The organism is Mesotoga sp. B105.6.4, from assembly GCF_002896535.1.
Classification (GTDB): Bacteria; Thermotogota; Thermotogae; order Petrotogales; family Kosmotogaceae; genus Mesotoga.
On record NZ_JWIM01000030.1, the window covers coordinates 18,308 to 38,734 of the forward strand.

Annotated in this window: 19 protein-coding genes and 2 pseudogenes; 17 read left to right on the top strand and 4 right to left on the bottom strand. The window is 46.5% G+C overall.

Annotated elements, in window-relative coordinates; genetic code table 11:
- Window positions 1–2: 2 nt before the first annotated feature.
- The 5 genes and pseudogenes from RJ60_RS06750 (at window position 3) to RJ60_RS06770 (ending at window position 5,096) form a co-directional block, all read left to right on the top strand.
- Window positions 3–740: a hypothetical protein gene (locus tag RJ60_RS06750; protein ID WP_103134298.1), complete on the top strand. Its 738-nt coding sequence runs from the start codon at window positions 3–5 to the stop codon at window positions 738–740.
- A gap of 143 nt (window positions 741–883) precedes the next feature.
- Complete coding sequence (locus RJ60_RS06755) at window positions 884–2,077, top strand: PLP-dependent aspartate aminotransferase family protein (RefSeq protein WP_099829515.1); 1,194 nt, start codon at window positions 884–886, stop codon at window positions 2,075–2,077.
- The gene (locus tag RJ60_RS06760) at window positions 2,077–3,030 is read left to right on the top strand and encodes an alcohol dehydrogenase catalytic domain-containing protein (RefSeq protein ID WP_099829516.1); all 954 of its coding nucleotides are present in this window, start codon (window positions 2,077–2,079) and stop codon (window positions 3,028–3,030) included. Before RJ60_RS06755 ends, RJ60_RS06760 begins: the two co-directional genes overlap by 1 nt.
- 19 nt (window positions 3,031–3,049) lie before the next feature.
- A complete protein-coding gene (locus RJ60_RS06765) occupies window positions 3,050–3,712 on the top strand; it encodes a YjjG family noncanonical pyrimidine nucleotidase (protein WP_099829517.1) in 663 nt (220 codons plus the stop codon).
- 991 nt (window positions 3,713–4,703) lie between these two features.
- A pseudogene (locus RJ60_RS06770) lies at window positions 4,704–5,096 on the top strand (LemA family protein).
- Here the strand turns inward: RJ60_RS06770 and RJ60_RS06775 are convergent.
- The 3 genes and pseudogenes from RJ60_RS06775 to RJ60_RS16520 all read right to left on the bottom strand — a co-directional run bounded on the left by RJ60_RS06775 (window position 5,093) and on the right by RJ60_RS16520 (window position 7,968).
- Window positions 5,093–5,680 carry a hypothetical protein gene (locus tag RJ60_RS06775; protein ID WP_099829519.1) on the bottom strand — a complete coding sequence of 196 codons (588 nt, stop codon included), beginning with the start codon at window positions 5,678–5,680 and terminating at the stop codon, window positions 5,093–5,095. The pseudogene RJ60_RS06770 and the gene RJ60_RS06775 sit on opposite strands and share 4 nt — an antisense overlap.
- 3 nt (window positions 5,681–5,683) lie before the next feature.
- Window positions 5,684–6,970, bottom strand: a complete 1,287-nt coding sequence (locus RJ60_RS06780) for a patatin-like phospholipase family protein (RefSeq protein WP_103134299.1) — start codon at window positions 6,968–6,970, stop codon at window positions 5,684–5,686.
- A gap of 90 nt (window positions 6,971–7,060) precedes the next feature.
- Window positions 7,061–7,968: pseudogene (locus tag RJ60_RS16520) on the bottom strand (AEC family transporter).
- Between the two features lie 258 nt (window positions 7,969–8,226).
- Between RJ60_RS16520 and RJ60_RS06790 the strand changes: the two are divergent.
- From RJ60_RS06790 to RJ60_RS06830, 9 genes are all read left to right on the top strand, one after another.
- Window positions 8,227–9,402 (top strand): DUF3798 domain-containing protein, encoded by a 1,176-nt coding sequence (locus RJ60_RS06790; RefSeq protein WP_099829521.1) that lies wholly within the window; start codon window positions 8,227–8,229, stop codon window positions 9,400–9,402.
- Between the two features lie 74 nt (window positions 9,403–9,476).
- Window positions 9,477–11,081 (top strand): sugar ABC transporter ATP-binding protein, encoded by a 1,605-nt coding sequence (locus tag RJ60_RS06795; protein ID WP_099829522.1) that lies wholly within the window; start codon window positions 9,477–9,479, stop codon window positions 11,079–11,081.
- Window positions 11,074–12,117: an ABC transporter gene (locus tag RJ60_RS06800; protein ID WP_099829523.1), complete on the top strand. Its 1,044-nt coding sequence runs from the start codon at window positions 11,074–11,076 to the stop codon at window positions 12,115–12,117. Before RJ60_RS06795 ends, RJ60_RS06800 begins: the two co-directional genes overlap by 8 nt.
- On the top strand, window positions 12,114–13,253 hold the full coding sequence (locus tag RJ60_RS06805) for an ABC transporter permease (RefSeq protein WP_099829524.1): 1,140 nt from the start codon (window positions 12,114–12,116) through the stop codon (window positions 13,251–13,253). Before RJ60_RS06800 ends, RJ60_RS06805 begins: the two co-directional genes overlap by 4 nt.
- Before the next feature lie 4 nt (window positions 13,254–13,257).
- Window positions 13,258–13,629, top strand: a complete 372-nt coding sequence (locus RJ60_RS06810; RefSeq protein ID WP_099829525.1) for a DUF6672 family protein — start codon at window positions 13,258–13,260, stop codon at window positions 13,627–13,629.
- 422 nt (window positions 13,630–14,051) lie between these two features.
- Window positions 14,052–14,813: an SDR family NAD(P)-dependent oxidoreductase gene (locus RJ60_RS06815; RefSeq protein ID WP_099829526.1), complete on the top strand. Its 762-nt coding sequence runs from the start codon at window positions 14,052–14,054 to the stop codon at window positions 14,811–14,813.
- Window positions 14,814–14,900: 87 nt separating this feature from the next.
- Window positions 14,901–16,442 (top strand): exodeoxyribonuclease VII large subunit, encoded by a 1,542-nt coding sequence (gene xseA, locus RJ60_RS06820; protein ID WP_099829527.1) that lies wholly within the window; start codon window positions 14,901–14,903, stop codon window positions 16,440–16,442.
- Between the two features lies 1 nt (window position 16,443).
- Window positions 16,444–16,773 carry a hypothetical protein gene (locus RJ60_RS06825; protein WP_099829528.1) on the top strand — a complete coding sequence of 110 codons (330 nt, stop codon included), beginning with the start codon at window positions 16,444–16,446 and terminating at the stop codon, window positions 16,771–16,773.
- A complete protein-coding gene (locus RJ60_RS06830; RefSeq protein ID WP_099829529.1) occupies window positions 16,754–17,338 on the top strand; it encodes a GNAT family N-acetyltransferase in 585 nt (194 codons plus the stop codon). The genes RJ60_RS06825 and RJ60_RS06830 overlap by 20 nt, the downstream gene beginning before the upstream one ends.
- On the opposite strand, the gene RJ60_RS06835 is transcribed toward RJ60_RS06830, so the two are convergent.
- Complete coding sequence (locus tag RJ60_RS06835) at window positions 17,312–17,794, bottom strand: hypothetical protein (protein ID WP_103134300.1); 483 nt, start codon at window positions 17,792–17,794, stop codon at window positions 17,312–17,314. The genes RJ60_RS06830 and RJ60_RS06835 overlap by 27 nt on opposite strands.
- Before the next feature lie 1,090 nt (window positions 17,795–18,884).
- Here RJ60_RS06835 and RJ60_RS15525 point away from each other — a divergent pair.
- From RJ60_RS15525 to RJ60_RS15530, 3 genes are all read left to right on the top strand, one after another.
- A complete protein-coding gene (locus RJ60_RS15525) occupies window positions 18,885–19,043 on the top strand; it encodes a hypothetical protein (protein ID WP_180979920.1) in 159 nt (52 codons plus the stop codon).
- Window positions 19,044–19,117: 74 nt separating this feature from the next.
- Entirely contained in the window at window positions 19,118–19,876 is a 759-nt protein-coding gene (locus tag RJ60_RS06840; RefSeq protein WP_103134301.1) for a SagB/ThcOx family dehydrogenase, read from the top strand.
- 1 nt (window position 19,877) lies between these two features.
- Window positions 19,878–20,321, top strand: a complete 444-nt coding sequence (locus tag RJ60_RS15530; protein WP_180979921.1) for a hypothetical protein — start codon at window positions 19,878–19,880, stop codon at window positions 20,319–20,321.
- The last annotated feature ends 106 nt before the right edge of the window (window positions 20,322–20,427 follow it).

Here is a 20,427-nt window from a genome sequence, read left to right on the forward strand (position 1 = left end):
TAATGACTGGGATTCTCTTACTGCTAGCAGGTTCGGCCACGAGGTTTGTTCTTTCTCCGCTCTGGTACTTTCTGGCATGCACGCCGGCATATATTGTCTTCACCGTGCTGAGGAAGAGATTTGATTACCGCATACTAGCACTTGCTCCTTTGATCCCGATAGTCGCTGAGGTGATCGCCATACTTCTTGGCAATTTCAAGGCAGGCTTCCTTTTTGGAGACATAATCTGCATAATTACTGCCCTACTTGGCATGGGAGACGAACGACCAAAAGAAAGACTGATCCGGGATTTGGGGCTCTCTGGAGCCGAAAACAGAATGCGCGTAAGCTCCATGTTCTATACATTCGGCAGAGTAGCCCAAATCGAGAAAGTAAACATGAGTCAGAGTTACGCCGTTATTCATGACAAAGCCTTTCGCTTCACGGTCGATATCCCAGGAAGCGGAAGGGTCACCATGGTTATTCCGATAGAGAAGATCGAAGAGGTTTCAGTCCATCTGAGCATGTCTTCGGGCGAGCTTTACCTTCCCTCTCTCAGAGACATGTTCCTCCCTGCCAGAAAGATAAAGATGATAGGCAAACCAAAAATAAGGGACTACTTCTTACTTGTGAGGACTTCAGAAGACACCTATTCCTTCTACGAAGAACCTGCGACAGTTCTGAGAATACAGGAGGAGATAGAAGCTGCAAGAAAAGAAACAGAGCAATTAGTGCAGGATCATCCGTCAACTTCCACTTAAAAAGACGGTTGCAGGCTATCGAATGATTGTACTTTCCAGCGAAGATTTTTTCACAACACTGCCAAGTTCAGGTTTCGGGAGCCATTGTTAGTCGCACTTCTCACTTGCTGCGCTATAATTCAATAAGAAGTGAGGTGGTAGATATGGAAGAATCGAGAGAATACCATTTTGACACTCTAGCAATACACGCTGCGGAGCAAGAGGACCAGAACCAGGCACTCAACTCTCCGATATACATGACTTCAACATTTACATTCACTGATTTGCAGCAAGCCGAAGATACCTTTTCCTTTAAGAGGCGGGCATACGTTTATACAAGAGGCGGTAATCCAACCATAAATCTTTTCGAACAGAGACTTGCCACTCTCGAGAACGGAGTGGACGGTGTAGCCTTCTCTTCAGGAATGGCAGCGATCAGTTCGGTGATTCTGTCCTTCTCGGGAGCTGGGGATTCTGTCCTTGCACACAGAAATCTCTACGGCTCAACGTTCGGGTTTCTGAACCACCTTATAGCGAAGTATGGGATCAATACGGACTTCATCGATATGACAGATCTCAACAATGTGGAAAGATCTATCACTCCGAACACAAGGGTGATGTTCCTCGAAACACCGACAAATCCGGCTCTAGAGATAATCGATATTGAGGGCCTTTGTGCCATTGCCCACTCGAAGGGCATAAAGGTGGTTGTCGACAACACGTTCGCAACCCCCGTATTCCAGAAACCTCTGGATTTCGGCGCGGACGTTGTGCTCCATAGTGCTACCAAGTACATATCGGGCCACGGAGACGTTGTTGGGGGAGTTGCGACCTCTAAGGACTTTGATTATATTCAGAAGCTGAAATTCGGATATATGTGTGAACTTGGAGGAGTCATCAGCCCTTTCAGCGCCTGGCTGCTACTAAGGGGCATGAAGACACTCGGGTTAAGGATGGAAAGGCATGAAAGAAACGCGACTGCAATAGCAGAATTCCTAAGAAAAAGAAAGGAAATCGAGAAGACTTCTTATCCTGGGTTCGAGGATCATCCAGGCCACAAATTGGCTGCCAGACAGATGGAAGGCTTCGGCGGAATTATCAGCTTCGAGTTGTGCGGACCAAAGGAAAACGCAGAGAAATTCGTCCAGGGCCTGAAGCTCATAAAACTGGCCGTTTCACTCGGAGATGCGGAGACTCTAGTAGAAGTACCTGCCATGATGACCCACAGAGACTATCCAGAGGAGGAACTTCATAGATTCGGGTTCTCAAGCAAGACAGTTAGAATATCAGCCGGTTTGGAGCATCACTCCGATCTTTTGGAGGACATCGAGGATGCTCTCGAGAAGGTCTACAAATAATGAAGGCGCTTATCTTTGATGAGACTCTGAGACTGAGAGAAGTACCTATTCCGGAAAGGCAACCGGGAACATCTCTTGTCAGGGTAAATCTCGCAGGTATCTGCAATACGGATATCGAAATAACAAAAGGCTACATGAACTTCCGAGGAATTCTCGGCCACGAGTTCCTCGGAACAGTGGTCGAAAGCGACACGAGTTTCCTAGTTGGAAAGAGAGTGGCATCCGAAATAAGCATACCCTGCAAGAAATGTGATCTGTGTGATATGGGACTTTTCAAGCACTGTAGAAACACAAGGACAATCGGCATTGCAGACTACGCGGGTACAATGGCCGAGTACGCCGTTCTGCCGGACGAGAACCTTCACACAATACCCGAGAAAGTTTCCGATAGAAAGGCGGTCTTTGTAGAACCATTGGCTGCAGCCGCCCATGTGCTCGAAAGTGTTGATTTCTCTTCAACTGACAGAGTCTGTCTTATTGGAGATGGAAAGCTTGGTATGCTTATATCGATGGTGCTTTCCGCGAGCGGAGTTGACCATGTACTTGTTGGCAAACACTCAGAGCGAATGAAGCTTCTCGGAGACAATAACAGAGCCTCCTTTGTAAGCGTAAACGAAGCGGACTCCTACGATAGAGACTTTGATGTGGTGGTCGAAGCAACGGGGAATCCCTACGGGCTGGCTTCTGCGTTGAAAGTAGTGAGGCCCCAGGGAAAGATCGTGCTTAAAAGCACCTATGAAGGAACTCCAGAAGTAGACATTACAAGTGTAGCTGTGAGAGAGATTCACCTTATTGGATCGAGGTGCGGGCCATTTGACAAAGCGATCTCGTTTCTTGAAAGCGGACTTGTTGACCCAACAACCCTTATAGCGAAGACGTTTTCCATTGACGAGTCGCTTGAGGCTTTTGAAGCAGCCAGAAGATCTCTCAAAATAATTATAAGGATGGATTAAACTGGACGGCATCTATAGAATGTACTTCTTTGATCTAGATCACACAATTCTCGATTTCGAGAGAAGTGAAATAGAAGCGCTTTTGGAGTTGTTCGACTCTAGAGGGATCGCGTTGTCTGAAGAACAACTCTCATTATACAGAGAAACAAACTCGAAGTGGTGGAGTTATCTTGCGCTTGGAGAAAAGACTAAGGATGAAGTCGTTCTTGGAAGGTTTGTGGATTATTGCAGCTCTATCGGAGTGAGCTTTAGTCCTGAAGAACTGAATGACGAATACCTGACCAGACTTTCAAAGAAGGCATACTTTCTCCCGGGCGCAAAAGAGTTTCTCACAACGATGAGGCGCCGCGGAAAGAGAATGGCGGTAATAACGAACGGAGTATACCGCGTGCAACACAACAGATTCCTTTCTGCAGGCCTCCCTGAATTCTTCGAATTCTCTCTTTCTTCAGAAGAGGCCGGCGCTGCCAAACCCAACCCCGAAATCTTCTTCGTGGCAATGCGTAGGGCACGTGTTCAGAAGGATGAAGTCGTATACATTGGAGACAGTCTTGAGTCGGACTACAGAGGCGCAGAAAATGCGGGAATTGACTTCATATGGTTCGGCCCTCATGCTCGGAGGAATCGTGGCCCGATAAACATAGCAAAGAGCTACGATGAACTACTTATGCTTCTTGTTTGAGTCGAAAAACGGTTTCTGGGTCCGGTCATGCACACGTGCCGTAAATCGGGTCTAAGGTATGGGGTTTAGGGTCTAGTAAAAAACTAAAGACCTCCTCCGTCGTTTCCAAGATCATTGACGCATCCTTGGATAAAAACGAAACCCAGATCCCGTGCAAATTTATCACGGGATGACATGACGTGGAAGCATTTCAGAGCGAAACGACTTTTAATGCTTCTTTTCTTGTTTGCTCTTATCAACAACCAATAACGAACAATTTATAACCGCTCTTTCTAGTAGCACTGCGGAATGACAGTCTTTTCTTGCTTCAGGTCACTATCATGCTTCTGGCCAGGTTCTCGGTCCTTGGGTCGTTCATAAGACCAGATCCCGTGCAGACCCATCACGGGATGACAGTCTTAGGTTATCCGGAAAGCATCTAATACCGTCATTCTAACTAAGCTCCGGGTCAGAATCTCGATCCTTGAGACAGTTGCCAGTGGCAAGTTGCGAGTTGAATAAGAAAATGGTTGTCCGTTATCGGTTCTCCGTTCTCCAAGACCGAGAGTTGCAAGTTCCATGATGCAAGTTGCAGGAACAGTTATACGTTAACGGTTCTCCGTTCTCCGAAAGGAAAAATCAGTTCCAAGATGCGGGAACGATTCTGCGTTAGCCGTTCTCTCTTCTTTGACAAAGAATGAAAAAGAGCGTTGAAGGCGTGTCCAGGGTTTTGGCTTTTCACAGCGTAGAACGGGTTTTCTGCTCTTAAGCGTACAGCGGTCTCTTCGGTGGACGGCGGACCGTTGACGGCTGACGGAGGACCGCTCTTCACAGCGTTCAGCGGTTCCTCGTTCTTAAGCGCACAGCGGGATCTTCGGTGGACGGTGGACCGTTGACGGTCAATGTTGTTTTCTTCAGCGCTCAGCGGGTCTTCGTTCTTAAGCGTTCAGCGGTTCCTTGTTCTTAAGCGGGTGTATGGCTAATTAGCTGGATGTGGACCGTCTACAATAGCTTGAAGGCTCTACGTGAGAGAGTTAGACAGGGCTACTCACTGGTTGAATTTCAGCTAAAGAGAAGGCACGATCTGATACCAAGGCTTTCTGCCTCTGTTATCGGTCTCATGAAGCACGAACAGGCTGTACAGACAAGAATAGCCGCTTTACGAAATGAGACTGCTGCAGATACTCTTCTGCTTATCATCGAGAATTATCCCGAACTGAAATAGAGCGGCGCGGTCTCACGACTTCAAAAGGCATTGGCCGATACAGAAAACCGTTTGGAGCTTGCCAGAGCTTATTACAACAACATTGCAAAATTCTACAACGCCGGGCTCGAGAGAACTCCCGATATCGTAGTTGCAAGAATTGCTCGACTCAAGGAGTTCGAGCTAATGAGCGGTGATTAGAACGTGACGGCTATTCCGAACAGGCCACCGTCTGGATTGGAAGTGCTGTCTACAAAAGGAATGTCAAGTTCGAAAAACAACTTCCCGTTGGTCAAGAAGACTCCGGGGATAATCCCCATTTCGCTAGCAACGAATATCTGAAGCTTTGCTCCCACCATCCAGTTTCCGATGCTTACGCCCGCCATTGGAGCAACTCTTAGGAAAGGTATGAAGTAGTCGTCTCCGCTTATACCGCTAGGCCTTTTGCCAAGGAATGCTCCTCCGCTAACAAGAATGGCTGCATTCCTGAAGCCAGGAATTCCCAATTTAGCACCGGCCTCCAATGTTGCCGCAGGAGCAGAAATGAAGATGCTCGGTATCGCAACTCTAAGAGAGCCTTCAAGATACTCTGTGAGACCCATGCGAGCAAGGTACTGAAAGCTCCAGGGAGCAAGAATCGATTCTTCGAACCCAACGAGGAGGTCCATTCCGACAGACTGTTTCAACGTCCCTATTGGAAGCATTTCCGGACCCATCATAAGTGCCATCGGTACGCACCCGGAAAATGCGACTATTACAACCAGCATTAAAATGATCCATCTCATCTTCTACTCCTCTACTCCATTCAAAATCATGAAGGAAGATTTGAATCGTTCAAATTGCGGTGGGGGCGAGGGTACTTCTGCATTGTCGTACAGAAAGAGAACAAACTCAAGCATTCTTTCGTAGGGTACTAGCGAATTCAAATCACCTTCAAACCCATTTGCGGAATAACTGAGCTTAATGGCCTCAAGAAGTTCCTCAGTGCTGTATAGACTCAGTGAAGGAATCTTCATCATAGATGCCAATCGGTCAACTACAGCAATCATCGGATCGTCTCCCTTGATTATGTTTTCCAGCGAAACCAGCAGCTCAGAATAGAACCTGTCATGGTCGTCCCACTCTTGACGATCATTAATGATCCTGATCGCTTCAGCTCTCTTCTGGGGAGGAAGGGAATCAAACATTTCCCTGAACACATCCCTATTCTCAAATATGTAGGTGTACTCTCCTTTCACCAGCCCAAAAGCAGCCAGCGTGTCTAAGTAACCCTCTTCTATCTGCAGCTTCGTCTTCTCAGCATCGAAATCCAGCGTGCTTCCGTACATAACCCTAGGCCTGATATGAATCAGATTAGTGCCGGTGAAGAATGCCTTGATCTTGCCGATCCTGTCCCTTAACGCAACTCTCCCTATATCAACGAGTACGACTTCCTTGAAGCCTCTCTCGATTGCCATTTCAACAGGTTGATTTGAATATATTCCACCATCGATAAAGGCCTTGCCATCAATGACAACTGTCTGGAATCCTGGAAAATTCGCACTAGCCATTATGTAGTCGATTAGTAGGCCTTGAGGAATATCTTCTATAAAAAGCATTTCTGGCCTGGCATCGGTTAAATCAAATGTAACTAGTCCAAAATCAACCGACGAGCCTCTGACTGCCTCTTCAGAGATGACGGAGCTAAGAAGATTCTTAAGTGGAGTTACATCAATACCGCGGTTTATTACATCTACCGCACCCTGATAAAGTTCTCCGACACTCCAGTCATCACTACCTCCGCACGCTTCGATAAGCTTTCTTTGAGACTCTGTAGGTCTCATAACGCTATCTTCAGAAATGTTTCTCCAAACTTCAAGTGCCTTCTCAAAGTCTCCCTGGGCAACGGCCGCTGCATTCAAGGAACCTACCGAGGTCCCGTAGACGCCGCCTATTTCGATTCCGAGATCTATAAGAGCCTTCCACGCGCCTATTTCATAAGCACCTTTCGCACCTCCTCCGGAAAGCACCAGTCCCACACTTCCGGAAAACAGAACGACAGGAATCAGGAGCAAAATCAAAACGGACCTTTTCACTGCAAACACCTCTCTTTGACGGCTATCATAGAGGGATAATAGCATTATCAACGTCCAAAATGAAAGATAGCGAGTTAATATCTGACTTTTTCAATCGAGAAAAGAGATGATTAACGGGATTGAAATCAGTGAGAATAACGTAGAAGAGGCTATGAGTTTGGATGAGAGTTCATAGTCGGAGTCAAATATCCTTGGGAAGATCGAAGTGTTAGCTGCAGCCGGCATTGCGCTCATGATTATCAGAATCTTTTCGACAACAGAAGGCAGTTCTACAAACGATAGGAGGCAAAAAACGATCAAAGGCGCAATGCATAGCTTAAGAAGACTGCAGAAGAGAATAATTCTGCTCTTAAATATCGTGGAGAGTCTCGTACTGGCCGAAATAATCCCCGCAACTACCATGGCCAGAGGGATAGTGCTTTCCCCGAGAAGCCCAAGAGCTTCATCGAGGAATGACGGAAGCCTGAGCGGAGTGAAGAAAAGAACAAGGCCTACGAAAACAGCTATCGTTCCTGGATTGAGAAGGCCTTTCTTCCTTGACAGACGGGCCTCATGTGACATGATCCTCACTCCGACAGTCCAGGTCAGAACCTTGAACCAGATATTGAAGACGGCGCTATAGAACACTCCTTCCTTCCCGATTATTAGTTCGACGACAGGATAACCCATATAGGCAACGTTTCCGAAGAGAACAGCATAGAGAAAGACACTTCTTGAATCGTCGGTAATCTTGAGCGCCTTTGCCGAAAAGACCGCAAGAAACCATAGAACCGTATAATGAGCGCCGCGGCAATTAACAATATTATGGAGTAAGAAAACATCTCGTAAGAGTATTCAAAACTCATCGAATCAACTATCAGAGCAGGAAGAGTTACGTAAAGAACGAATCTAGTTACTCCTTTTGTGAACAGATCGTCAACCAGATTAGTTCTCCTCAATATGAAGCCAATTCCTATCAACGCAAAGAAAGTAAGCACTTTCGAGGTGATTTCAGTCATTAGGAGGATTATAAACCCGCATACCAAAGAATGAAACAAGGAAAACAAATCAGGTGGCTCTTAACAGCTTGAATTAGGAATAGCGGAGAACGAAGTGATTACATAAATGACCCAGAATTGTGATAAACTAGTTTCGTTAAACGTTATGCTTTCCTATTTGATATCCGGGCTATCCGGCTTCTTTTTCGGTCACGAGATATTTATGATTATTGGATGCCTATAGGGCAGCCTCAATTCCTTATAAAGGAGGTTTTTTGAATGCGCAAAGCACTGTTAGTTCTACTGGTAGTTCTTGTAAGTGCGGCTTTCATGTTTGCCGCGAATTATCACATCGGTGTTGTGACGGGAACCGTTTCTCAGTCCGAGGATGATCTTAGAGGTGCCGAAGCACTGATCAAGAAATACGGAGATGCCGCTTCCGGTGGGATGATCGTTCACCTCACCTACCCTGACAACTTCATGTCTGAACAGGAGACTGTTATCGCCCAGATAACCGGTCTTGCAGACGATCCTCTTATGAAGGCAATAATTGTTAACCAGGCTATTCCTGGAACAGTTGAGAGCTTCAGAAGAATCAGGGAGACAAGACCGGACATTCTTCTTCTTGCCGGTCTGCCTCACGAAGATCCCCCAATGCTAGCCGATGCGGCCCATCTCTCAGTCAATGCTGACTCACTTGCCCGTGGCTATCTAATTATCTACACAGCCAAGCAGCTCGGCGCAGAGAAGTTTATGCACATCTCCTTCCCGAGGCACATGTCTTACGAACTTCTATCGAAGAGAAGAGACATCATGAGAGCATCTTGTGAGGAACTCGGACTTGAGTTCATCGACATGGGTTCACCCGATCCCGTCGGAGACGTTGGAATCGCCGGCGCACAGCAGTTCATTCTGGAGAAAGTCCCTGCCTGGCTTGACGAATACGGCGCAAACACTGCGTTCTTCTGTACGAATGACGCTCATACAGAACCTCTTCTGAAGAGAGTCGCAGAGCTTGGTGGATTCTTCATTGAAGCCGATCTACCTTCTCCTCTGATGGGTTACCCCGGAGCCCTCGGCATATCCTTCACCGAAGAAGAAACTGGCAACTGGCCAGCAATTCTTGCCAAGGTTGAAGAGGCTGTTGTGGCAAAGGGCGGAGCCGGAAGAATGGGAACATGGGCCTACTCGCTCGGTTACACAACGACGGCAGCTCTTGCTGAACATGCAAAGAACGTTATCGACGGCAAGTGTGAAATCGATGATTTTGATGCAGTAATGGCCACTTTCGCAGAATATACACCAGGTGCGGGCTGGAATGGCAGCTACTACATCGATGCCGATGGAATCGAACAGGAAAACTATCTCCTCATCTATCAGGATACCTACATATTTGGCAAAGGTTACATGGGAATCACCGAAGTTGAGGTTCCTGCAAAATTCTTAAACTTCTAAGCTGAATAACGTCAAGAGGGGGGGCGACCCCCCTTTTCTTGACTCTTTCTAGCCTTCGGTATTGGGGTGAAGTCATGGATGAAAAGCAATATTTGCTGAGGATGGAGAACATAAGTAAGGAGTTCTTCGGAAACCAGGTTCTGAAAGATGTTACTTTGAAAGTTGGGAAGGGCGAGATCATAGGACTGGTTGGCGAAAATGGAGCTGGGAAGTCTACTCTCATGAATATTCTTTTCGGTCTGCCTGTCATCCACGAGACGGGTGGTTTTCAGGGAAAGATATTCCTAAATGATAAGGAAGTCAATTTCGCCAGTCCGTTTGAGGCCATCGAAGCCGGAATAGGAATGGTGCACCAGGAATTTATATTGATCCCGGGTTTCACTGCTACAGAGAACATACTACTGAACAGAGAATCTACTAATTACAATATCTTCGTAGAAGTCTTCGGTGAGAGATTGCGAACTCTTGATAGAGACGACATGCATAAGAGAGCAGTAGCAGCTATAGAGAAGCTGGAGGTTCAACTTGATCCGGATATGCTTGTGAGCGAAATGCCGGTAGGTCACAGGCAGTTTACTGAGATAGCGAGAGAGATGGACAGGAAGTCAACTAAACTGCTTGTCCTTGACGAACCTACGGCAGTTCTTACAGAATCGGAAGCTGATACGATGCTAAGGGCGGCGAGAAAGCTTGCCAATCTGGGACTATCGATAATCTTCATAACCCACAGGCTGAGCGAGGTTCTAGAAATAGCTGATCGCTTGATTGTACTTAGAGATGGGCAGGTCGTCCGAGAACTGGAATCTTCAAAGACTACGCCGAGGGAAATTGCCTCTCTTATGGTTGGCCGAGAAATTAAGGATTCTGCTTCATTGCATTCAAAGGGAAGCACTGAATCGGAAATCGTTCTCGAAATCAAAGATCTTTGGGTTGACATGCCAGGTGAACAGGTAAACAGCGTCAACCTTAAGGTTCATAAAGGTGAGATCCTTGGTATTGGAGGACTTGCCGGTCAAGGCAAACTCGGAATAGCAAATGGAGTCATGGGTCTCTTCCCTTCGGAAGGAGAAGTATATTACAAAGGCGAAAGGCTTCCGCTTAATAACCCTGTAGCTGTTCTAAGCAAAGGAATCGCGTTCGTTTCTGAAGACAGAAGAGGAGTCGGTCTTCTTCTGGATGAGCCAATAGATCTGAACATCGTATTCACAGCAATTCAGATTCAGGGAAGGTTCATCAGGAATTTACTTGGCGGCCTCATTAAATGGCGCGATGACAAAGAGATTTCCAGGGTTGCCAGAGAATATGTGGAATCGCTTCAGATAAAGTGTGTCAGTGAAAGGCAAAATGCAAAAGAGCTCTCCGGAGGCAATCAGCAGAAAGTCTGTCTTGCCAAAGCGTTTGTTCTTGAACCCGACCTTCTTTTCGTATCTGAGCCAACTAGAGGAATCGATGTCGGTGCAAAGAGCGTTGTCCTCGAGACTCTTAGAAGACAGAACAAGGAGCATGGAACCACCATAATCATGACGTCTTCCGAGCTTGAAGAGCTACGCTCAATATGTGACAGAATAGCGATAGTTGATGAAGGAAAGATCGCGGGAATCCTTCTGCCTACTGCTGACCCTGCCGACTTCGGGCTGTTAATGCTAGGTGAACAGGAAGAGGTGAAGGCAAATGCTTGAGAGTATAAGGAAGTTGATAGAGAAGGCCGGCTGGCCTCGAGTAATAATCGCTCTCTTCCTGCTTTCTATGTTTGTAATTGCTCCATTCGTTAACATAAGTGTTGGCACTTCGATCAGCGATACAATCGTTAGGTTCGCAATGAATTCAGTACTCGTGCTTTCACTTGTTCCTATGGTCCAGTCAGGTTGTGGACTGAACTTTGGTATGCAGTTGGGCGTCATTGCCGGACTAATTGGAGCGGTCACAAGTATCGAACTTGGAGTAACTGGCCTTGCGGGATTTCTAACGGCGATAGGAATCGCAATCCCCATCGCCGCAATCCTGGGGTTCTTCTACGGACTTCTGCTTAACAGAGTAAAGGGCGATGAAATGGTCGTTGCAACGTATGTCGGATTCTCTTCTGTAGCCTTCATGAGTATGATGTGGCTACTCTTGCCATACAAGAGTCCTAACATGATCTGGGGGTACGGCGGTTCTGGACTGAGAACCACCATAAGTGTCGAAGGTTATTGGCTTGGGATTCTAAATAATTTCCTTAGTATTAAAATAGGGAAGTTCTTCTTCCCGACTGGAACGGTTCTTTTCTTTGGTCTAATGGCGCTTATTGTCTGGGCCTTTTTTAAGACTAAGCTGGGAACCGCTATGACTGCAGCAGGATCGAATCCCATTTACGCAAAGGCTGCAGGTGTAAACGTCGATAGGATGAGAATTCTATCAGTCGTAATCTCGACAATAATCGCCGCTGTAGGAATTCTAGTCTATGAGCAGAGCTTCGGGTTCATTCAGCTTTATATGGCACCTCTACTAATGGCTTTTCCTGCAGTAGCCGCTTTGCTGCTGGGAGGTGCATCTGTCTCAAAAGCATCTATGGGCAATGTCATTATAGGAGCCTTTCTTTTTCAAGGTATTCTGACGATGACTCCATCTGTTATGAACAACTTGATTAAGAGTGACATGTCAGAGGTAATAAGAATAATCGTCTCCAACGGTATGATCGTTTATGCTTTGACGAGAAGAACGAAGGTGACAAAATGAAGGATCAGAGCTTAACACGAGCAAAGAACCCATTGGTAAGATTTGCAATATCCAATGCGGTCCCAATACTTTTCATAATTCTCCTGATATTCGCAGTACCGTTGTCGGGGTTCTCGACTGATTACCTCTTAAATGAAATCATAACAAGACTTGGAAGAAACTCCTTCCTGGTCATATCTTTGCTTATACCAGTAATGGCCGGTATGGGATTGAACTTTGGCATTGTTTTGGGCGCCATGGCTGGTCAAATGGGCTTGATATTCATGTTAGATTGGGGAGTAGTTGGAATTCCAGGCGTTGTCCTGGCCATGCTAGTAGGAATGCCGATAGCGATCCTCCTTGGTCTTCTTGCCGGAAGCATTCTCAACCGAGCAAAAGGTAGAGAGATGGTTACATCGATGATTCTCGGGTTTTTCATAAACGGTATCTATCAACTAACCATTCTTTATGGTATGGGAAGTGTGATACCAATAACAAGCAATAAGCTGTTGCTACCACGCGGATACGGAGTTAGAAACGCGATCGACCTACTAACTATCAGAAAAGCTCTTGATAATATGTGGTCGATTCAAGTCGGCGGTGTAATAATCCCGCTTGGACTCTTCGCAATCATTGCTGCACTATGTATCTTTGTCTTCTGGTTCACAAGAACAAAGCTTGGGCAAGACATGAGGGCTGTAGGACAAGACATGCAGGTGGCCGCAACTGCGGGTATAAACGTCGATCGGACGAGGACACTATCAATAGTCATCTCGACAGTTTTGGCTTGTTTTGGTCAGATAATATTCCTTCAAAACATAGGCACAATAAACACTTACAACTCACACGATCAGGTTGGAACCTTTGCCATTGCCGCCCTCCTGATTGGAGGTGCTTCAGTCGCCAAAGCAACCATTCCGAATGTTTTCATTGGAATCACACTCTTCCATCTCACCTTCATTGTCGCTCCAAGAGCCGGCAAAGAACTTCTCGGCCAGGCTCAAATTGGAGAGTTCTTCCGAGTGTTTGTCTCGTATGGAATAATTGCAATCTCGCTTGCTCTTTACGCTTGGAGAAGGCAGGTCGAGAAAGAGACCGAACGTAGACAGGCAAAGGCAGCCATAAAGGCCGCGATCGAAGAAAGGACTGGAGGGTGATTTTATGAAAAGAAACGTGATTAGGATTGCCCTTGTTGTAGTGCTGGTTGCCTTGGGGTTCTTTCTCTACGTGATTGGCAAGGAACACCGTGTCTTCGTTGACAATAGAGACATAGTTATCAACGGCGTAGAATACAAGTCTACTAATCCAATTGATGTAATCGTTGATGATGTGGACCTCGGCGAAGTTGGGAAGGGAAAGAGAAAAGTCGCGAACACACCCGGTCCATGGCACAAGATAACGGCTATCGAGAAACTCCCTGACGGTACCACAAGAGAAGTTGTACGCAAATTCAACTTGGCGCCCAACGATACCGCCGTAGTGAATCTTGTAGCGTTATTTGAGCTTGAGGATGGATGGCTTGCAATAGAGTGATCTACTGCAAGCACAATGCTCACTTCACTTAGTTGATCCAAAAGTTGCTCTACGGGGCCGAGCACAAACCTTGTTTGGCCCCTTTTCACTGTGCAAACTCGAAGCGCTGATCGCTGAGGAAAAGACGTTTTGCATTTTCTCACTCTCAATTGCAGGGCAGTAGATTCCGCCGAGCAACAAATCTCGAAGAGTTCGTTCTTCCCGCCATATTCCTATTCCAATTTTCATAGAACTGATTGAAGAAACAAGAGATCAGCCGCCTCCTTCGCGCTAGATTGCAGACCTCGAAGACTCTCTTGAATAATCTTTTCAAAAAACCGACCACACTCTTCGTTCATCTTCATGCATAAGCAGTTTTGTGATACAATTAACATACCCGAGAAAAACTATCGGCGGTAACATGGAGTGAAAGGAGGGAGAACATGAAAAGATTCGAAGGGAAAGTAGTGCTCATTACAGGCGGGAGTTCCGGGATTGGTGCAGATAGCGCCAGGGCCTTCAGCGAGGAAGGAGCGAAAGTTGTCATTACGGACGTTGATGAAGAAAAGGGCAAAGAACTCGCTCAAGAGATAAATGATGCAGGGGGAAAGGCCCTGTTCATGAAACATGACGTTTCGAGCGCTCAGGAGACGAAGAGAATCGTCGAATCTGTTGTCGAGAAGTTCGGAAGGCTTGACGTTGCATTCAACAATGCAGGGATAGGCGGACCTTCTCTTCCTCTATCTGAGTACCCCGAAGAGGACTGGGAGCGAGTGATTTCGATCAATTTGCTTGGTGTCTATTACGGAATGAAGTATGAAATCCAGCAGATGCTTAAGCAAGGCGGGGGAGCAATTGTAAACAATTCCTCGATCCTTGGTAAGGTTGGTTTCAACAACGCCTCTGCCTATGTCGCCGCTAAGCATGCAGTTGTCGGTATGACAAAAGCGGCAGCTCTAGAATACTCAAGCAAGAATATCAGGATAAACGCCGTAAATCCTGCTTTCATAAAGACTCCTCTACTTGAAGCATCCGGAATGAAAGAGGGAACTGACATGCACGACATGCTAGTCGGACTGCATCCAATAGGAAGACTGGGAGAGCCAAGAGAAGTGACGAACGCAGTTCTCTTCTTGTCAAGTGACGAAGCATCTTTCGTTCATGGAGAATCGCTTATGGTTGATGGTGGATACACGGCAAGGTAGAGCTGTTGATTGATGTCCAATTTGCGGACGCCTTCCGGCGTCCTCTTCTTTTATAATGGAAGAGAATGATCATTGGAGGAACTGCTTATGGCAGAGGCGACGCTAGAATTCAAGGATCTCGACACGATGCTTGAGCACGTAAGAAAGGTTTTGACCAGTGCCGGCTTGAACAACCTCGCGGTGAAGTTTCCAGCCGACGTTACTAACTTAACTGTTAGAGGCAACTACGTCTACATCAGTGTCTCTCAAGACTATGAAGAGCGGGGAACAAAGAGGAGAATAGACCTCAGCATGATCTCCGGAAAAGCGGCTTTCGCAAGAATGGGAAAACAGCTGGCGTTGAAGAGCTCGTCTGAGATAAAGGGAAAGAAGTGGCTCTTCGAAGGAACGCTTAGCTTCTACAAACCCCGGGCAAGTTTCTCGATATGGATAGATACGATAGCTCCAATAGGAGAGTCCGATATAACTGCGCGAAGAAGGGAAATCTACCTTGCCCTGAAGGCAAAGGAAGCTCTAAGAATTGAAGAGCATGATCTAGGCGAACTGCCTCCCATAAAGAGAGTTGCTGTGATCTCTTCTTCTACTGCAGCTGGACTGGGGGATTTCTTCTCAAATCTCTCCGTCAACTACCCGTACAAGCCCGTAGTGCATCTCTACGAATCATATATGCAAGGCAATAGAACAGTTCCGGGTGTTCTTTCTGCTCTAAAGAAAATAGAATCTTGTCCTGTGAAGTATGACGTGATAGTTCTTACAAGAGGAGGGGGTTCTGCAAGCGATCTAATGTATTTCGATAGTCTTGAACTAGGAATGGCAATTTCGGAATTCAACAAGAAGTATTGCCCAGTACTGAGTGCTATTGGCCATGAAAGAGACGTTACTATACCTGACTTCGTTGCCTGGAAGCGTTTTGATACTCCTACTGCAGTTGCACGCGGAATAAGCGAACAGGTAAATGATTACGTCGATACCCTGAGCGAATTCTCCGATCTGATGGGAGATGAGATTGAGTGGCTCTTCGAAAGGGCCGAGAACGAGACAGGACCCGATAGACTCCAGTTCATAGCCGATAGGATAGGAGAAACCATCAATCGCACGGACCAGTTCTTTGAAGATGGATCCAGAGTTCTTTCAGGAACGATTACTCACAGAATCCTCCTTGCGATGAACGATCTTGGATCGTTCAATCCGGCTAGATACGTCCTCTCGATTGAGAGAGGCATGAATGAGATTTTCGCATTAACGGACGCTCTGGTAAATAGTGCCGACAGCTCGATACAAAGAAACCTGGCGTTTGCCGAGAGTCGTCTTGATCACAGAGGGTTCGGAAACAGTCTTGAGAAACATCTCATGAATTCCGCAATACTCGTTGAAACACTTGACAAGGGAGTAACCAGGTTGTTCGATGACCTAATAGCGAATTCAGGAGATGATCTAGATAAACTATTTGATGAGCTTACACTCCATGGGGGCTACGCCGCATCATTGCTTTTCGGTGGAGTGGTGTTGAAAAGAGGTCGCTTGATAATCAACAGCGCGAAGGCGGTTTCGGCAGGCGACTCACTGGACTGCGTTTTCAAAGATGGAGAGGCAAAGACTACCATAGATGAAGTCAAATCGGAGGTGTGACATGGATGAAAAGACGTTAGAATCAGTCTTGAAGCTGAAAGAAGAGCAAATAAACTCTATGGATTTCAAGAAGCTGCTTGGATACATAAGATCTATCGACGAGTATTTCAGAAGCAACTCTCAGATAGATGTCGAGGTTGCACTCAAGGCTTATCAGAAAGCAATTCAGCTTCTTACCGCAGCTCGCCTGAGACTGATAACCCTTAAAAGGGAAAAGGAAGAATTGGACAGACAGTACTCAAGCTTTTTGGCCTCAATTGAGACAGAGTCCTCTGAAGAAATGCAGCTGCCGACAGACGGAGATGACGAGGATGAAAAGCTCCCCTTCTAGAAGAGTCTTGAAAGAGCGAGTTCTTAAAAATGACCGCATTTGTTTGTTTAGAACCGCAGATAAAGAAGATGCAAGGAGAATACTTGCCTACATCAATTTCATTGCCGGAGAGTCTGATTATCTGAGTTTCGGAAGAAACGAGTTGACCTTAAGTGAAGAGGCTGAAAGACAGATAATCGCATCGTTTAACGAACAGGCCAACAGCTTTATGGCGGTGGCCGAATGTGAAGACAAGCTTATCGGACTGATCACAATGCAAGGAGGCTCAAAACAGCGCATCAACCACTGGGCAGAGATTGCACTGTCTGTAAGCAAGCCTTACTGGGGAATGGGCATTGGAAAGACCCTCATAGAGCTCGCATTTGAGCATGCACAAAGCAGCGGAATAACTCGGATCGGCCTAAAGGTGCGATCAGACAATGACAGAGCTAGATGCCTCTATTCTAAACTGGGATTTGAAATCGAAGGAACACTTAAGAGATATATGCGAATAGGCGACGAATACTTCGATTTCTACCAAATGGGTCGTGACGTCAAGTCACTTTCTTCTGAAGAGAACAAGTAGACCAAACACGATCAAGACTGCTCCCACGACGATCATTGCCCATTGCGAAAATGAAGAAGGTATTAGGGCAATAACTCCGATAACTGCAAGTATCGCGACAGGAATCAACAGAGGAGAGCGGCTCTTTCCGCCTGCCAAGTAAAGTTGGAATAACCCAAATGCCGGCGCAAGAACGAATAGTCCCCACCCGCCGCTGTCGTAGAATCCAGGGAAGACAACTCCCAGAGTCAAGGCCAACCCCACAACAAGCAACACGCCACCGGGAACCAGAAGTCCGTCGATTCTATTCTTGATCGCGTTGTACTCCATTATGATCCCCGGAAGCCAGATGAACAATAGCCAGAAGTTTGACATCATTGCAGGGACAAAAATGATCATCAAGCCAAGAGTTATGACCACTATTCCAAGAAAAACCTGACTTAGCTTTGACTCTTTCCTTACATTCTCTTCTTTCATTTCATAACCTCCCTTTGCAGCATTACCTAAGAAATATAATACTTCAAAACTTTCAATGTTACACCTGTGCAGTTTATGAGTCACAGCGTTCAGCGGGTCCTCGTTCTTAAGCGCACAGCGGATCTTCGGTGGACGGCGGACCGTTGACGGCTGACGGAGGACCGCTCTTCACTCAGAGTTTCTGCTAGAGCAGGGATGAGGATAAAAGCCGTCCCTGGTCCTTCGCTCAAGATCATGGACCCGTCCTCCGAGAAGAGCAAGAACAGAAGTGATGCGGCGAAGAGCATCGCCGGAAGTGATGCTGGGAAAAACGTCTAGGGACGCGATTCCCGCTTAGCGAAGAGTAGCGCTTCCTTCCATTGGTTGCTTTTACCAACAACCAAAAGCGAACGACCAAGAACCGCTCTTACTAGAAGCCATGAACAGGAGACCCCAAACAGGAGCATTTTAAGGCAGGCTCATTGGTGCACATCAGGGCAGGCTCTACGGGATGACGCTCTTTTTTTGCTTCAGGTCACTATCATGCTTCTGGCCAGGTTCTCGGTCCTTGGGTCGTTCATAAGACCAGATCCCGTGCAAATTTATCACGGGATGACATGACGTGGAAGCATTTCAGAGCGAAACGACTTTTAATGCTTCTTTTCTTGTTTGCTCTTATCAACAACCAATAACGAACAATTTATAACCGCTCTTTCTAGTAGCACTGCAGAATGACAGTCTTTTCTTGCTTCAGGTCATCCTGGCACGCTTCTGGCCAGGATCTCGATCTTTGAAACAGTTGCAAGTGACAAATTGCGAGTTGAATAAGAAAATGGTTGTCCGTTGTCGGTTCTCCGTTCTCCAAGACCGAGAGTTGCAAGTTCCATGATGCAAGTTGCAGGAACAGTTATACGTTAACGGTTCTCCGTTCTCCGAAAGGAAAAATCAGTTCCAAGATGCGGGAACGATTCTGCGTTAGCCGTTCTCTCTTCTTTGACAAAGAATGAAAAAAAGCGTTGAAGGCGTGTCCAGGGTTTTGGCTTTTCACAGCGTAGAACGGGCTCTTCCGACCTCTTGCCTCTGACCTCAGGCTCTTCCCAAGGACGGGTCCATGATCTGGGACGAAGGACTAAGGACGGCTCTTCACAGCGTTCAGCGGGTCCTCGTTCTTAAGCGTACAGCGGGATCTTCGGTGGACGGCGGACCGTTGACGGCCAACGTTGTCTTCGTCAGCGACCAGCATATAGCGGCTCTTGTTGAAGAGCTCTGATTAGATTTGCAAGTCCTTCACTTTTTTGCTGCTGTGCTACACTTATTTATATGAATCGAAGGAGGCGAGCTCTCATGATGACAAGAAAGGAAGGAAGAGCTTTCTTGAGCAACAAGATATGGCAAGAAGTCAATAGAGAGATGAACAAGACAGATCAGATGAAGGGACTGCCGCAGCCCTCTCTTGAGAAGAGCTCGGAGGGTTACGACCTTATTAGTCTTCCTGACCCAAACTCAACTCACCTTATAATGAAGGATTTGAGAGAGATAGTTTTTTCTAGAGAAAGCAGAAGAGTCTACTCGGATGAGAAGTTGTCGCTTGAGGCTTTGTCTTTTCTTCTCTGGTCTTCTCAGGGTGTAAAAGCAGTGATGAAAAACAACTATGCGACGTTGCGAACTGTCCCGTCTGCTGGAGCAAGGCACCCGTTTGAGACATACATATTCGTTAGACTGGTAAAAGGGTTGAAGAGAGGCCTTTATCGTTACGTCGCCTTGTCTCACTCTTTGGTTTTGGAGAAGGAAGGCGACTTTGCCAGTGAAGTTGCTGATGCCGCTCTAGGCCAGAAGTTCGTTGGACATTGCGCTGTAACTTTCGTATGGTCGGTCATCCCCTACAGGACAGAGTGGAGATACGATCTGACATCATACAAACCAATCCTTCTGGACGCAGGTCATATCTGCCAGAATCTATACCTTGCCTGTGAGGCCCTAAATCTTGGAACATGCGCCATTGCAGCTTACGATCAGGAGAAGATCGATAAGTTGATAGGTCTAGATGGTTATGACGAATTTGTCATTTACATGGCTCCGGTAGGAAAACCAAAGAGGTATTGAAATGGGCATATCAGAGCATGAACAATCAATATTGGAGAAGATATACGGCAAAGTTCTCGGGAGAGAAAAGAGATATTTCTCTGTTGACGAGTTGATTAGGGAAGTCGGAGGTTGTCCCGACGAAGTGAACGAAAGCCTGAATATACTAGTGGATGAAGAACTGATCGAGATCAAGCCTTTCAGAATGGGCAGGATTACTCACAAGGGGATTCTTCAAGTTGAAGGAGGCGGGATCCCTGATAAGGAAAAGCAAAGACAGGTGGTGATCTTGAAGCTCAAGGAGTTGACCTCAAACGATCCCGATATATATATAAACATAGACGCTTTGGCCGGGGAACTGAACATGTTGAGGTACGAGTTATTTGATATCTTAAGCTTCCTTCAAGCCGAGGGAATGCTTAAGATTCATTCCAGGATGTCGGTGTCACTCCCTCGGAGAGATTAGAATAATAGAAGCCAGTCACCTGGCTTCTATTTTGGGGATGATGAAAAGGGCTTTTTTCATTTTTCCAGAATGGGAGCCTGTCTTGCTATCGCCTTGCCGGAGTAGC